Source organism: Wolbachia endosymbiont (group B) of Apotomis betuletana, assembly GCF_947250475.1.
Classification (GTDB): Bacteria; Pseudomonadota; Alphaproteobacteria; order Rickettsiales; family Anaplasmataceae; genus Wolbachia.
Genome location: NZ_OX366320.1, coordinates 1,015,414 through 1,031,158, shown reverse-complemented (window position 1 = coordinate 1,031,158; position 15,745 = coordinate 1,015,414). Strand labels below are relative to the sequence as shown.

Sequence of the window (15,745 nt, the reverse complement as noted above, 5' to 3'; positions counted from 1 at the left end):
CTTTTAAGTCGTTTTACTACTTAGCAACCAGAGTTAGAAAATATTGATTTCCTTCCCTTTTAGGCGCTAGCTCTACCTTTGCAATATCTTCAGTGTCTCGAATTAGCCGTTCTAATTTTTCCACTCCAACCTCAGTATTTATAAGCTCTCTACCTCTAAATTTCATTGTGCACTTGATTTTATGCCCAGATATAAGAAAATCTCTTGTTTGACGCAATTTTGTTTCATAGTCATGATTATCAATATTGGGGCCCAGCTTAATTTCCTTTATAGTTAATGCTCTTTGTTTCTTTTTTGCCTCGCTTGCCTTCTTTTTTGCATCATATTTTTGTTTACTGTAGTCGAGTATTTTACATACTGGAGGAGTTGAATCAGGTGCAATTTCTACCAAGTCTAAATTGACACCTTGTGCAACTTCCAAAGCTTGTCTTAATGGCACAATTCCAACCATTTCACCATTATGATCAACTAAGCGTACTTCCTTAGCTGTAATGAATTCATTAATTTTGTTTTTATTATTCTTTTGAACTTGCAAGTTTTTCTCCCTTAACTCAAATTAATACTTTTTAAAAGCAATTCAGTAGCCTTTTCCAAAGGAAAAGACTCTTGTTCTTCTGACCCTAAATTTCTCACTGACACAGTTCTATTGATGATCTCATTTTTACCTATAACCCATAATATAGGTACCTTATTTGAACTATGCAAGCGTATCTTATAACTAATTTTTTCATTGGTCAAATCGGTCTTAATTCTAACACCTTGTTCTTTTAAAATATTGCTGATTTCAGTAGCATAACCATCAGCTTCATTTATAATGGTCAGAATAGCAAGTTGCGTTGGAGCAAGCCAAATTGGAAATTTTCCTGCATAATTTTCTATCAAAATCCCAATAAAACGTTCAAAAGTTCCAAGAATTGCTCTATGTAGCATAACAGGGTGGTGCTTTTGTCCGTCTGCTCCTATATAAAAAGCTCCAAGCCGCTCCGGTAAAATAAAATCAACTTGCAACGTTCCACATTGCCAATTTCTACCTATTGCATCTTTCAAAACAAACTCTAACTTTGGACCATAAAATGCACCTTCACCAGGATTAAGTTCATAACTAAGCCCTGCTTCTTTAACTGCTTCAAGCAGTGCTCTTTCAGCTCTATCCCACACTTCATCATTACCTGATCTAGTATCTGGACGGTCTGAAAATTTCACAGAAATTTCATTGAACCCAAGTTCTGAATATACTTCTTTTAAAAGGTCACAAAACTTTACAGTTTCAGAATTCACTTGTTTTTCCATACAAAAAATATGTGCATCGTCTTGCGTAAAACCACGCACTCGCATCATTCCATGCAATGAGCCTGAGCTTTCATTTCTATGGCATGTGCCAAACTCTGCCATACGTATCGGTAAATCACGATAGCTTCTGGTGTGAGAATTAAAAATCTGCACATGACAAGGGCAATTCATGGGTTTTATTGCTAGCTTTTTACTTTCAGATTCATCAATAATGAACATATTTTCACGAAACTTATCCCAATGTCCCGATTTTTCCCACAGCTCTTTGCTTACTAAAATAGGTGTTTTTACCTCAAAGTAGCCATTGTTCATTAACTTTTTTCTGATGTAAGACTCAAGAACATTATATAAAGTATATCCCTGTTCATGCCAAAAAATCTGCCCAACAGCTTCCTCTTGAATGTGAAATAAGTCCATATCCTTAGCAATTTTGCGGTGGTCGCGTTTTTCTGCTTCCTCCAGACGTTTAAGATAAGTATTTAATTCATCCTTATTTCTCCACGCGGTGCCATATATTCTTTGCAACATTGGGCCCTTAGAATCGCCACGCCAGTATGCACCTGCTACTTTCATAAGTTTAAACGCTTTAACTCTGCCAGTTGATGGTGAGTGCGGACCACGACATAGGTCTACAAAGTTGCCTTGTTTATAAACAGTTAGGTTTTCGTTTTCTGGTATTGATGAAACAATATCAACCTTGTATCTTTCACCTATATCACTAAAGAAATCAATTGCCTGCTTACGAGTCCAAACTTCTCGGACGAATCTGTGGTTACTTTTTATAATTTCCTTCATTTTTTTTTCTATTGCAGTAAGATCGTCCGTGGTAAAGGCACGATCTGTAGCAAAATCATAGTAGAAACCATCTTGAATTGTTGGCCCGATAGTAATCTGAGTATTAGGAAAGAGCTCTTTTACTGCCTGCGCCATTATATGAGCAGCATCATGCCTTATTATATCTAAACCCGCTTCGTCACTCAGTTGTATTACCTCTATCTCTGTATCAGATTCAATTTCACGTGAGAGATCATACAACTCACCATTTACCTTAAAGGCAATTGCTTCTCTCAAAGCATCCGGTTGTAATATATCAAAGCCAGTGACTCTACCACTGTATTCTTTTACTTTTTGTTCGGATAAAAAGGTAACTTTTATCATTCATTAGACCTTTTGTCATCCCAGTGCTTGACACTGGGATCCATGTTTCTTTCTTTTCTAGATTCCAGCGTCACGCGCTGGAATGACACCAAAAGGTGAGCTACTGATCTTTCAGTTAAATAACAGTTGTACAAGAGATCTATTACATACTTGCTGTAAGAAATTTTAATTGTTGACATACCTAGTTAATAATACGGCCTGTTCTTTTTTAACCTGAGTGCAATTGCTTCTTCCCAAACTTCACCATTACGCAATAGCTTTTCTTTATTGTACATTAGCTCCTCTCTTGTTTCAGTAGCAAATTCAAAGTTAGGACCCTCCACAATTGCGTCAACTGGACATGCTTCTTGGCAAAGTCCGCAATATATGCATTTTGTCATGTCAATATCATAGCGTGTGGTGCGGCGACTACCGTCTTCTCTTTCCTCTGCTTCAATAACTATTGATTGAGCAGGGCAGATAACTTCGCATAACTTACAAGCTATGCATCGTTCTTCACCATTTGGATACCTACGCAACGCATGCTCACCACGAAACCTTGGACTTAAAGGGCCCTTCTCTATAGGATACCTCAAAGTAACCTTTGGCTTAAACATATATTTTAATGTAATAACAAACCCTTTAATTAACTCTACAAAAGACCAGTACCAAGCTAATTTCTTGAGCATAAAATATTTAAAACTTGTGTCAGTCATTATAAATCATATTATCAGTTTTCAAAATAAATATTTTCACCTGGGTGACTTTTTAGGTATTTTGGTTTCTTAAGTGTAATATTGCTAAGTAGTGTATATAAATTAATGACAAACAAAAATGAAACTATCTTTGCCTTATCAACTGTATTTGGTAAGTCAGGAGTTGCAGTAATTAGAATTTCAGGTAACGATGCACTTAAAGCTTTAAATCATTTTAACATTAAGAAAGAAGTTAAACCAAGGCTTGCTACTTTAGTTGATCTATATGATGATTCCAGTCAATTGATAGATAATGGAATAATCATCTATTTCCCTGCTCCAAACAGTTTCACTGGCGAGGATGTTATAGAGTTACAAGTGCATGGAAGCAAGGCCGTCATAAAAATCATCTTGGAGGAATTATCAAAAATTTTCGTTATGGCCAGGCCTGGAGAATTCTCACTTAGGGCTTTTCTAAATGGTAAATTTGACTTAACGCAAATAGAAGGGATTGCAGACTTAATTGATGCTGAGACGAAAATGCAAGCTAAACAAGCGATTAAGCAGATATCAGGAGAATTGGAGAGACTATACAGCAATTGGAGGCAAAGATTAATAACGATACAATCCAAAATCGAAGCATATATAGACTTTCCAGAGAACATTTGGGCAGAAAAAAGTGAATTGGAAAAAATTAATAATGAAGTGCAATCTCTCGTGCAGTTGATACAAGAGCATTTAAATGATAATAGACGGGGCGAAAGGTTGCGTGAGGGTTTACATATTGTAATAACTGGTGAACCAAATGTCGGTAAATCAACTCTGTTTAATTTCTTAGCCAAGCGTGATATTGCTATTGTTTCTGAATATGCAGGCACAACAAGAGATATACTTGAAGCTCATATTGACATTGGTGGATACCCAATCATTCTCTCTGATACTGCTGGAATTCGTGAGAGTTCAGATCCAATAGAATCAGAAGGTATAAGTCGAGCGAAAAAAAGGTCTTTTGAAGCTGATTTAAGAATAGAACTATTTCCTTTTGAACAGCGTCATAATATCAATTGCAACGTTGTAAATAGCGATACTATTTATGTATTGAGCAAAGCTGACGATGTTATCAATAATCACAATATAAAAATTAATGGCATAGATCTTTTACCCATTTCTATTCTAAAGGGAATAGGTACAAACAAATTGATCTCTCTCATAAAAGAGAAGGCAAAGGAAAAATTTGGGCATGATAGAGACACTCCTGTGATTACTCGGCAAAGACATAGGAATCACATGCAGAAAGCACTGGAACATTTACAGCGTTTTAATATCTATAATCCAATTGAGTTGATATCTGAAGACTTGAGGCTTGCTGCATTTGAACTTGGTGCAGTAATTGGAATTATTAATGTTGAGGAAATATTGGATAGTGTGTTTAGTAGCTTTTGTGTAGGCAAGTAAGATTTTTATAGATTGCTTGAAATTAAATATTGTGGTAAAAAAGAGGTGGACGGATGGCCGAGCGGTTTAAGGCACCAGTCTTGAAAACTGACGTACGGAAACGTACCATGGGTTCGAATCCCATTCCGTCCGCACTTACTTCTCAGATTTAAAATGTTAGTTAATTTTTAGAGCTTATTTAGATGGTTCGTAACGCTGTAAATCTTATCTAATCTAGCCACATCTTTTAAAAATAAATCCCTTTGTAAATTGACCTTGTTAGCAAAGAAAGCTAATATCTATAAATAGATCACCATCTGAATATGGAAACCGATATCGTAATAATAGGTGCAGGGCCTGTTGGAATATTTACTGCTTTTCAAGCGGGAATGTTTGATATGAGATGTCATGTAATAGATGTTTTGGATCAAGCAGGAGGACAATGCACAGCTCTTTACTCAGAAAAGCCAATATATGATATACCTGGTTATCCTGTAATTACTGCCCAAAAATTAATTGAGCGACTAATGGAGCAAGCTTCACCGTTTGAGCCTGTTTACCATTTAAGTCAAAAAGTGGAAAAGATTTCAAATAACGAAGGTGAAAACTTTACTATCATAACGAACATAGGTACAGAGGTAAAATGCAAAGCCGTTATCATTGCTGCAGGTAACGGAATGTTTGAACCTAACCGTCCACCCTTAAGTGGTATATTAGAATATGAAAATAAATCTGTATTTTATAATGTAAATAAAATTTCTGATTTTCAGGACAAAACTATAGTCATTGCAGGGGGGGGGGATTCTGCGGCTGATTGGACTGTAGAACTTTCTAAAGTTGCAAAGAAAATTTATGTGATACATAGGAGAAAGGAATTTCGCTGCACTCCTGAAACTAGAAATAAATTAGAATCACTTGAAAATAATGGAAAGATAGAACTGGTAGTGCCATATCAATTACACGAACTAGCAGGAGGTAATGGGCAATTGAGCGCAGTGATAGTAAAAAACATTGCCTCTAAGGAAGAAAAAGAAATATCCGCTGATTTTCTGCTGCCATTTTTTGGATTGTCAATGAATCTTGGGCCAATAAACAGTTGGGGTATAGAGTTAGAACATGGCCGCATAACTGTCGACCCAGCTACACTTAGAACCAGTAGAGATAGAATATATGCAATCGGAGATATAGCTACTTATCCAGGCAAACTAAAATTGATACTAAATGGCTTTGCTGAGAGCGCCATGGCTTGTTATCACATATACAAAGTAATTCACAATTCTCCAGTTAATTTTCAATATTCAACTTCAAAGGGAATTCATCGAAATTAAAGAGTAAAGAGATCCATGAACCTGCATGCAGTTATCTCAAGCATAAGGGAATACAAACGAAAAAGATTACTTTACAAATTCCCCTAACTCCCTTGCCATGATAATAAGAGTATTTATCCTTATTTTTGACCTGCAGGCTCAATCAAAAAATCAGTAAAAAACTCAAATATTTATTGGCAAATTACATAAAAATTATAGCGGCTTTTTAAATTTTTTCTACATTAAGCCAAATCACGCTTGTTAGCACATTATCAATTTAAATTATTAAAACTCGTTACACGGGGACTTTTTTGCTTTTTTTTGCTTGGTAAATTTTTTAATATTTGTAGCTAAAGTAATTTTCGAGAGGTGTTATGTAAGTAGCTGACATACAGCTGTACGAGCATTCATTTTTGAAAGTAAATTGCGTAGCAAATGGTGTCATTCAAGTAGCTGACGCTGGGATCCATCTCTTAATACAGCCTCATCAAAAATGTTGTGTTTTAACATAAAATTAACTGCTTCTATGCTCATAAACTTAATATCCAATCAAATTTCCTGGATCCCAGTGTCACGCACTGGAATGACAAGGGAGGGACTACTCGAATAACACCTTTATGGTGGCTTAAGTCACAAGTTCGTGCAATGATGGTGCTCCTTAAAGAAGCACCATTTTGCTAATGTTTTGAAGCTTTAATGCTTATTATGCGCATGTATTTGTTGTTGCATTCCATGTTGTACCATCAGGGCAAGCAGTTGCACCATTTTTACAAATCACACCACCTGGTACTATTTTTGAAACAACTACAGGTGCACCAAAAAACACAGCAGTAAATGCACCAAGTGCAAAAAGCGCTGGCCATGGCATTCTGCCAAATATTGCCAGCAAAGCTGCACCTATTATCACTATTGTAATCATAGGCCCGCCTATACCGTGAGTATAGCCTACTATTTTGCATATTGTATTGGTTGTTGCATCATCAGTAACAGCAGCAGCAAAAGCATTATCAAATGCAAAGGAAAGAATTAAAGCTACAAGTAGAAGAAAATTTTTCATTATGCCTCCGTATTTAAGGCTGGATTATCTATCATTTTGATTAAATTTAAGTAAACGGTGAGGATTTTTTGCTTAAAAGTATGCTTTATTTCATTTAGAATACTTTTCTTAGTTTATTTATATTACAAGTGCTACAGAAATTTTATAGTATCGTTTATTGCCTTTATCGTGCTTTAATTGACACAATTTATAATGATGGAGTGGAGCATGCAGGGTATCTATCATTTTTAATCCTGTTATCAATATTTCCTTTTCTTATTGTTTTAATAGCCATGGCATCAACGTTCGCAAATTTCTTAGATCAATACAATGTCGGCTGGGCATTTATTATTGATAACATGCCACAGGATATTTTATCATCTTTGATGCCACGTATTAGGGAGATAATATCAGGCCCTCCGCAAAGCTTATTAACCTTGGCAATTGTAGGCGCTGTTTGGACTGCCTCATCGACAATTGAAGGATTTAGAACGATATTGAATAAGGCCTATAAAGTTCCGGTTTCATCGCCTTATATATGGAGAAGGGTGCTCAGTATATTACAATTTTTAGTAATTACGCTTGTTACAACTCTGACTATAGTATTTTTTACATTAGTGCCAATGTTAATTGATTTTTCTTACCAAGGGCTAAGTTATACTAGATATTTACTTATTGAGTTTGTGCTTTTTACTATAGTATCTTGGCTATATTTTACATTGCCAAACATAAAGCAAAACTTATCAGACGTATTTCCCGGATCTTGTGTGGCTGTTATTCTTTGGACGATCTCTGCTTCAGCTTTCAAGCAATATTTAAAAGCTTCCTTTGATCAACTGAATTTGATATATGGAAGTTTAGGTGGTGTGGTAGTATCGTTACTATTTTTTTATGTGCTAAGTTTGATTTTTATATATGGAGCAAAATTTAATTTTCAGCTAAAATATTTCAATGGATCTTGCTAAGGAGAAAGAAATGGGTAAGTTAGAAGGTAAAGTAGCTTTAATTACCGGGGCTTCAGGTGGAATAGGCTCTGCTGTTGCAAAAAGGTTTGTAAGAGAAGGTGCATGTGTGATTCTGATTTCAAGGTTTATCGATCACCTCAAGCCACTGTATAATGAAATTGAAGAGCTTAAAGAAGGCTATGTGAAACTAATTCAGCTTGATCTTTTAGACTTTGAAAACGTAGAAAAACTGGCAAATATGATAGAAAGCCCAAAATTATCAGAATCTGGCACACTTGATATACTGATTACATGCACTGAAATTTTATGTAAGTTGAGCCCTGTTCACGATTGTGAGCTTGAAGATCTACAGAAGGTAATGAATACAAATTTTACTGCCAGTTGGTACTTGCTAAAAAATTTGGGTCCGATACTAAAAAAGTCTAATGCTGGAAGAGCGATATTCATGACCTCAAAGATAACACTTTCTCCTTCCTCTTATCCATATTGGATGCCATATGCTGCAAGTAAAGTTGCACTAGAAGCAATGGTGAAGATATATGCATCCGAGACAAAACATACGAATTTGTGCATAAATGCCGTGTATTCGGAAGAGCCTATCGATAGTGAAATGTATAAGCAAGCATTTCCGGGAAAAGATATATCTGAATTGGTGCCACCTGATAAACTGACAGACAAATTTGTGGAACTTGCTTCTGAAGATTGTAGCATATCAGGACAAATCTTACCACTTAGCAAATCTCCCGAGTAAATTACCATAGTATCTGCAAAGATACCGTTAAGCCCACAACTGTATGAACATTGTGATTTGAGTCCACTAGGAAGGATGTCATCCCAGTGCCTCTATGGTGTCATTCCAGTGTTTGACACTGGAATCTAGTCTTTATTGTGCGGCCACTTATTTAAAGTTAAGTTTTCTGGATCCCATACTGGGATGACACCTCTGGGCACTGCCGTCATAAAGGAACCAGTGTCAGCTACTTGAATGACATCATTTGCTGTGCAATTTACCTTCAAAAATGAATGTTTGTACAGCTGTGTGTCAAGCACTGGAATCTGCCACGCAAATTGCAATGTTCGTACAGTTATGCGTCAAGCCTAAAAGTAGTTAGCTAATAGGTTTAATAAAAATTCACATATACAGGAAAGATTGGTAACATTACTTGAATAGAGATCGTTATTGTAATTATGCCAAAACGCACAGATATAGAATCTATATTAGTAATAGGAGCAGGCCCAATAGTTATAGGTCAGGCATGCGAGTTTGATTATTCTGGAACGCAAAGCTGTAAAGTATTAAAAAGTGAAGGTTATAAAGTCATTTTGGTTAACTCCAACCCCGCAACTATAATGACAGATCCTGAATTCTCTGATGCAACTTATATTGAGCCGGTACTACCTGAAATCATAGAAAAAATTATAATTAAGGAGAGGCCAGACGCAATATTACCAACAATGGGAGGGCAAACAGCACTTAATTGTGCAATAAAACTTGCAGATGATGGAGTGTTAGACAAATACAACGTAGAATTAATAGGGGTAAATAGAGAAGCAATAAAAAAAGCGGAAGATAGAGAATTATTTCGCCAATCCATGGATAAAATAGGGCTAAAATACCCCAAAAGTATCATTATAAAAAATCAAGAACAAATAAAAAAGGCTTTGGATTACATTGGATTACCAGCAATCATCCGTTCATCATTCACTCTTGGTGGCGCAGGTAGTGGCATAGCATACAATAAAGAGGAGTTTTTCAATATCACAGAAAGTGCTCTAAAAATTTCACCAATAAATGAAGTTCAGATAGATGAATCAATTATCGGCTGGAAGGAATATGAAATGGAAGTTATCCGTGACTGCAAGGATAACTGTATAATAGTGTGTTCAATAGAAAATGTTGATCCAATGGGAGTGCACACCGGAGATAGTATCACAGTTGCTCCTGCTTTGACTCTGCGTGATGCTGAATATCAACAAATGAGAAATGCATCTATAGCAGTGCTGAGGGAAATTGATGTTAGTGCCGGTGGTGCAAATGTTCAGTTTGCAGTGAATCCTAAAGAAGATGGAAGCCTCGTTGTAATTGAAATGAATCCAAGGGTTTCTCGCTCTTCTGCACTTGCCTCAAAAGCAACAGGCTATCCTATTGCAAAAGTTGTCACTAAACTTGCTATTGGCTATTCGCTCGATGAAATACGTAACGACTGTGCTCCAATAATACCAGCAGCATTCGAACCAGTGATTGATTATATCGTCACTAAAATTCCTCGATTTGAGTTTGAGAAATTTAAGGGGACAAATTGTGAATTATCAACCTCCATGAAATCAGTGGGAGAAGTGATGTCAATCGGCCGTACTTTTAATGAGTCACTGCAGAAAGCTTTTCGCTCACTTGAAACAGGGCTCACGGGACTTGATGAAGTGTTTTCTGAAGACACAGATATTAAATCTCAGTTAGCAAAATTGCTGCCAAACAGATTACTGATTGCTGCTGACGCAATGCGCCACGGAATTAGCATAGAAGAAATAAATTCGATTACAGGTTATGATTTATGGTTTTTGCAAAATATACAGCAAATTATATTAGCTGAACAAAAAATCAAGGAAAACGGCCTTCCTGAAACTGCATATGAAATATTAGAGCTGAAAAAAATGGGCTTCTCAGATGCAAGGCTCGCAAAGTTAAGTAATAGACCTACCTCTGTCATCCCAGCTGGGATCCAAGAAAAAAATAGGTGGATTCCAGTGTCACGCACTGGAATGACATCAGAGCAAATTGAAGCAATGAGGAAAAAATTTGGTGTTAATCCAGTTTATAAACGTGTAGATACCTGTGCAGCTGAATTTGAATCGAGCACTGCTTATATGTATGGATGTTATGAGGGAGACATTACAAACAGGACAGAATGCGAAGCGGACATTTCTGACCGAGAAAAGGTTGTCATTTTAGGAAGTGGTCCAAATCGCATTGGTCAAGGTATTGAGTTTGATTATGCATGCGTTCATGCAGTTTCTGCCACCAAAGAAATGGGATACGAAACAATAATGATTAACTGCAATCCCGAAACCGTTTCAACTGATTATGATACCGCTGATCGTTTATATTTTGCACCACTCATTGCAGAGGATGTGCTTGAAATACTAAGTAAAGAGCAAGAAAATGGCACACTAGTTGGTGTAATAGTTCAAATAGGTGGTCAAACGCCTTTAAAATTAGCCAAAGTGCTGAACGAAAGAGGTTTTAATATCTTGGGTACATCTTTTGATTCTATTGACCTTGCAGAAGATCGCATGAGATTTAAAAATCTTGCTTTGCAACTTAATTTAAAACAACCTGAAAATTCTATCTGTCATTCAGTGGAAGAAGCGTTAATCAACGCAGAAAAGGTGGGGTTTCCATTAGTAGTGAGGCCATCCTATGTCCTTGGTGGTCAGTCTATGTCAATTTTGCATGATATTGATAGCTTCAAAGAGTACGTCCTGAATCACACTAAAATCTTTGAGCATGGTTCGCTGCTTCTTGATAAATTTTTAGTCAATGCAGTTGAGGTTGACGTTGATGCTGTATGTGATGGGGAAAGAGTTTTCATTGCAGCGGTTATGGAGCATATTGAAGAAGCTGGTATCCACTCTGGCGATTCAACATGTTCAATACCGACAAATACATTGAGTGACGAAGTAATAAAAGAGATCGAGCTCCAAACTGAGAGAATAGCATTAGCATTAAAAGTGAAAGGTCTGATAAACATTCAGTTTGCTGTTCAAGAGAGTGATGTATACATACTTGAAGTGAATTTAAGGGCTAGCCGTACAGTTCCTTTTATTTCCAAAGTAATCAATATTCCTATTGCAAAGCTTGCCACTCAGGTTATTTTGGGTAAAAAATTGAATCAGGAAAACAAGCCTTTCAATCATTTTGCAGTTAAAGCTGCTGTTTTTCCATTTACGCGTTTTTCGGGAATTGACACTTTACTTGGTCCTGAAATGAAATCAACAGGAGAAGTGATGGGAATTGACTTATCTTTCGGAGCTGCACTTGCAAAAGTGCACATGGCTGCAGGATACAAGTTACCAACAGAAGGAACAGCTCTGGTTTCAGTAAAAGATGATGATAAAGAGTATATATTGCCTGTTGTACGAATGTTGAAAGAACTGAGTTTTGAAATATATGCCACCAAAGGCACAGCTTTGCATCTGAACAATAACGGCATTGCTGCAAAAGCTGTAAATAAAGTGAGAGAAGGCAGACCCCACATAGTTGATATGCTCAAAGATGGAAAAATAAATCTAGTAATCAATACTTCAAAAGGTGTGAAATCAGTCTCAGATAGCAAAGATATCAGGAGAACTGCTATTTTGCAAAATATAGCTTATAGCACCACAGCTTCTGGGAGTAAAGCGTTAGCGCTTGCAATTCAATATGTAAAGAATAGCAAATTGGAAGTGAAATCATTACAGCAGATACAAAATATTTAAATATCAAGACTATAATAAATTATTACTTATTTCAAAATGAGGATCGTGTAAGCTAAGGAGAGAGAAATTTAATTAAAGGATTTTTGTGTCAGTATCAATATATAACTGCCTTGAGCGTTTGTTGAAAGGCTTTGTACTAATTTTCTTGATTCAAACAATATGCTAGACTTTAACTTAAAAATCTTTGTAAGTGATCACGACTGAAAGGTGTTTTCATGCATTTTTTACCTGAGTGCAATAAGTGTAATTCATTGAGTTTCCAAAATTGATAATGAAGAAAAGCATTACTCGTCTAATAAAAGCAATTCAATACTCCTGTGAAGGAATAAAATCAGCTTTTGTATCAGAAGTTGCGTTCAGACAGGAGTTACTGCTTTTTATAATATGTGTTTCAACTTTGTTTGTTTTAGATGTAAGTAATTTAGAACGTGCAGTAATGGTAAGTAGCCTATTTTTGGTGTTAATTGTAGAAATTATTAACACTGCTTTTGAAACAATAATTGAGCGTATTTCCAGTGAACAACATATACTTTCAAAAAAAGTGAAAGATCTAGGTAGTGCAGCAGTTTTTCTCTCATTAATTAACTTCTTGATAACATGGATGATAATATTGATATGAATGTTGTTAAGATATATTTTCAAATTCACCGATTAAGACTTGCATGTCTTGTGGTAAATCAGAAACAAATTCTATATATTCTTTACTTTTTGGATGATATAAGCCTAGCGTGTGAGCATGTAGTGCCTGTCTATTGAAATTACGGATAAAGTCAGAGTTTTTAGCATGTTTTTCACTTTTACTACTATTTTTTCCGTAAACTTGATCACCAACTACAGAATGTCCTATGTGGCTCATGTGTACTCGAATTTGGTGTGTTCTGCCTGTCTCTAAAGTACATTTAACCAGGCTTGCTTGCCCTATAATTTTCTTCACTGAATAATGAGTGATTGCTAATTTACCTGCTGTTTTTGTGACACACATCATTTCTTTATTACTGCGTTTTGGAGCAATATGGGTTTTTACTGTTCCTTGCAGATTAGGTAATGCTCCCCAAATTACTGCTAAGTATTCCCGTTTTATTTTACGATTTGATAGCAGTTCAGACAAGAAGCTGTGGGATTGTTCATTTTTTGCAATTACCATGAGTCCACTAGTATCTTTATCAAGCCTGTGAACAATTCCTGGTCTTGTATTTATATATGGAATTTTGCCAAGGTGAGCGATCACTGCATTCAGGAGTGTATCATTGTTTGTTCCAGCACCTGGGTGTACTGTTAATCTACTTTGTTTACTCAGAACTATAATGTCCCCATCTTCGTAGATGATATCAAGCTTTATATTATAGTTAGGTTCAATTGATGTGGATATGTCAGGTTGAACGAGATGTACTATATACTCTTCACCTGGTTTTACTATGTGGTCATTATTAATTATCGGCGTGCCAAGTAATGTTACCCGCTCATCTTGTATCAATCTTTGTGCTTTACTGCGTGATATGTTACACTTTTTAGCTATGTAAGTATCTAGCCTTAATTTTTTTTCGTCACTATTAACATTTAAGGTTATATCTATGGTCACTACCCTGCGCAAGCTACTTTGAATGCTGCATGAACATCTGGATTCACAAAATCAACTTTTGTACTAGGTTGAATTTGAAGGCCGTCTTGTTTTTTAATATGGCAAATTGTTTGAGAGCCATCTTTCCAGTAAATTATTATTTTATTATCAAAATCCCGTAGCGTTAACTCCCTCTTTTCTTCTTTTTTATCTTTTTCTTCTAGCTTAATAGACTCTAATAAATAATATAGAAAGTCACTTGCTTTGCCGTTAACTTTTTTTCTCCATTCATCCATTTTTTCTTGTTCAGATAATTCTTTTTCCAATTTTGCATTTTCTTGCTCCAGCTCTTTCATCCTTTTTTTTGATTTTAATAATCTATGTTTTTCTATTGCTTTTTTCTCTTCATCTCGCTGTTTTTCAAGAGAAGTAGCAGTAATACTGCCTTCACTGCTATTAGGTTCATTTGATTGAGTCTGTTTATTCTTTAATTCTGCTAGCTCATCTTTTACTTTTTTTAGTTCTTCTTCTAATTCGTTCTTTATCTTTTCCGCTTCTTCTTTTTGTTTTTCCAATGTATCTATGAACTCACGATCATCGCTAATTGTTCTTTCTCCAGATTGAAAAAAGCCAACTAATCTGCTTGGTTCAAATCGCTCAACCTTATCTTCAGCGATTTTAATAGTATTCTCTAAACTAGAAAAAATGCTTTCAATTTTTAGTGAATTTGTTCTTTTTGCCAGCTCTTTAGCTTCGCTTAAAATGACCATCATTTCCTTACGCAACTTATCTAAATCTTTTTTGATGTCTCCTCTAATTCCTTGTAGATGAACAAGTGTTTCTTGAATTTCATCATTTGCAGGTTTTAGAAGTTTGCTATCAAGTAGATCTTTAGCTTCATCTAAGCGCTTATCAAATGAGTCAACAATTTTATCTGTAAAATTAGTCAAGTGCTTATCTAGTAATTTTATTAATCGAGATATTGGATCATTTTCTTCCTCATCTTTTGTCTTTTTTTCCATTACCGATACAAAACCACCTCTTCTGCATGGAAAGAGAATATCTAAATTATTAAATTTTTTAACAATATTATGATTATTGTTTATCTCATTGGTTTTTAGCTTGCTGAATGTTATACATATTCCAACGATAGCAATGATACTAGCCAGTACAACTGGAACCCATTCCAAAGCCTGAATATTGGCAAAGCTCAATCTATTTTGTATTAACGCACCAACTATAATTACAGCACTAATTACATATGGTATGGTAAGAAAAATGGCCTTATTTTTATTCTCTTGTATTTGATTATCTAATATTTTTTTCTGATTTTCAGAAATTGGCAAAACTATTGAAAAGTTTGCTTTTTTGGAATCTATAAGACTTAAATTTGGTTTTATCTCTATTTTCAGAGCATTTTCAGCGATTTCACTCATCTCGTTGTCTTTGCCACCTCTAATTTTATTATTTATTAATTCCTCTATCAACTTTTCTCCTTCTTTTATCTCCTGCTTATGCATATATCTCATAGCAGAAGAGGCTACAAAAGTTGTTAAAAGAATAATAGAAACCAAAGTGTAAATTGGCATGAATGTTGGGTTAAAAATATCTGTAATAAACCTTAGATCATTATGGGTTATTATTATTGCAGCTACATAAGCCAAAGAAAATTGAAGCCAAATATTTACAATCGCTATGGGTAGAGTGTTACTTACAGAATATTTCTTTGTTGCACGCCATAACCTAGGAAAAAAACCAATAGCATCATCTATTTTGGCAAAATTATGATCTACTTTAACATTGAAAGGATTTGTTGTATCTAAAGGCATAAATTTCCTTGCATCCTA

General features: G+C 35.5%; 12 protein-coding genes and 1 tRNA gene. 7 read left to right on the top strand and 6 right to left on the bottom strand.

Annotation, left to right across the window (positions count from 1 at the left end; all coding sequences use genetic code 11):
- Positions 1 to 16: 16 nt before the first annotated feature.
- From infC to nuoI, 3 genes are all read right to left on the bottom strand, one after another.
- The gene (infC, locus tag OOK82_RS04720) at positions 17 to 535 is read right to left on the bottom strand and encodes a translation initiation factor IF-3 (RefSeq protein ID WP_010404127.1); all 519 of its coding nucleotides are present in this window, start codon (positions 533 to 535) and stop codon (positions 17 to 19) included.
- A gap of 11 nt (positions 536 to 546) precedes the next feature.
- Positions 547 to 2,448 carry a threonine--tRNA ligase gene (gene thrS / locus OOK82_RS04715; protein WP_264704515.1) on the bottom strand — a complete coding sequence of 634 codons (1,902 nt, stop codon included), beginning with the start codon at positions 2,446 to 2,448 and terminating at the stop codon, positions 547 to 549.
- A gap of 185 nt (positions 2,449 to 2,633) precedes the next feature.
- Positions 2,634 to 3,116: an NADH-quinone oxidoreductase subunit NuoI gene (nuoI, locus tag OOK82_RS04710; RefSeq protein WP_264376017.1), complete on the bottom strand. Its 483-nt coding sequence runs from the start codon at positions 3,114 to 3,116 to the stop codon at positions 2,634 to 2,636.
- 132 nt (positions 3,117 to 3,248) lie between these two features.
- Between nuoI and mnmE the strand changes: the two genes are divergently transcribed.
- From mnmE to OOK82_RS04695, 3 genes are all read left to right on the top strand, one after another.
- The gene (gene mnmE, locus OOK82_RS04705) at positions 3,249 to 4,577 is read left to right on the top strand and encodes a tRNA uridine-5-carboxymethylaminomethyl(34) synthesis GTPase MnmE (RefSeq protein ID WP_264686880.1); all 1,329 of its coding nucleotides are present in this window, start codon (positions 3,249 to 3,251) and stop codon (positions 4,575 to 4,577) included.
- A 47-nt stretch (positions 4,578 to 4,624) separates the two neighbouring features.
- Positions 4,625 to 4,709, top strand: a tRNA-Ser gene (locus tag OOK82_RS04700).
- A 170-nt stretch (positions 4,710 to 4,879) separates the two neighbouring features.
- On the top strand, positions 4,880 to 5,884 hold the full coding sequence (locus tag OOK82_RS04695; RefSeq protein ID WP_264686881.1) for an NAD(P)/FAD-dependent oxidoreductase: 1,005 nt from the start codon (positions 4,880 to 4,882) through the stop codon (positions 5,882 to 5,884).
- Positions 5,885 to 6,566: 682 nt separating this feature from the next.
- Here OOK82_RS04695 and OOK82_RS04690 read toward each other — a convergent pair.
- Entirely contained in the window at positions 6,567 to 6,920 is a 354-nt protein-coding gene (locus tag OOK82_RS04690; protein WP_264686882.1) for a TrbC/VirB2 family protein, read from the bottom strand.
- Positions 6,921 to 7,048: 128 nt separating this feature from the next.
- Here OOK82_RS04690 and OOK82_RS04685 point away from each other — a divergent pair, with 128 nt between their 5' ends.
- The 4 genes from OOK82_RS04685 (at position 7,049) to OOK82_RS04670 (ending at position 12,959) form a co-directional block, all read left to right on the top strand.
- Positions 7,049 to 7,864 (top strand): YihY/virulence factor BrkB family protein, encoded by an 816-nt coding sequence (locus OOK82_RS04685; RefSeq protein WP_007302309.1) that lies wholly within the window; start codon positions 7,049 to 7,051, stop codon positions 7,862 to 7,864.
- A complete protein-coding gene (locus OOK82_RS04680) occupies positions 7,851 to 8,615 on the top strand; it encodes an SDR family oxidoreductase (protein ID WP_007302308.1) in 765 nt (254 codons plus the stop codon). Before OOK82_RS04685 ends, OOK82_RS04680 begins: the two co-directional genes overlap by 14 nt.
- Before the next feature lie 437 nt (positions 8,616 to 9,052).
- On the top strand, positions 9,053 to 12,340 hold the full coding sequence (gene carB / locus OOK82_RS04675) for a carbamoyl-phosphate synthase large subunit (RefSeq protein WP_264686883.1): 3,288 nt from the start codon (positions 9,053 to 9,055) through the stop codon (positions 12,338 to 12,340).
- Positions 12,341 to 12,611: 271 nt separating this feature from the next.
- Positions 12,612 to 12,959, top strand: coding sequence for a diacylglycerol kinase (locus OOK82_RS04670; RefSeq protein WP_064085518.1), 348 nt, complete (start codon positions 12,612 to 12,614; stop codon positions 12,957 to 12,959).
- Positions 12,960 to 12,965: 6 nt separating this feature from the next.
- Here OOK82_RS04670 and OOK82_RS04665 read toward each other — a convergent pair whose 3' ends face one another.
- A complete protein-coding gene (locus tag OOK82_RS04665; RefSeq protein WP_395460862.1) occupies positions 12,966 to 13,919 on the bottom strand; it encodes an RluA family pseudouridine synthase in 954 nt (317 codons plus the stop codon).
- Positions 13,919 to 15,727 (bottom strand): coiled-coil domain-containing protein, encoded by a 1,809-nt coding sequence (locus OOK82_RS04660; RefSeq protein WP_264682486.1) that lies wholly within the window; start codon positions 15,725 to 15,727, stop codon positions 13,919 to 13,921. The genes OOK82_RS04665 and OOK82_RS04660 overlap by 1 nt, the downstream gene beginning before the upstream one ends.
- Positions 15,728 to 15,745 lie beyond the last annotated feature (18 nt).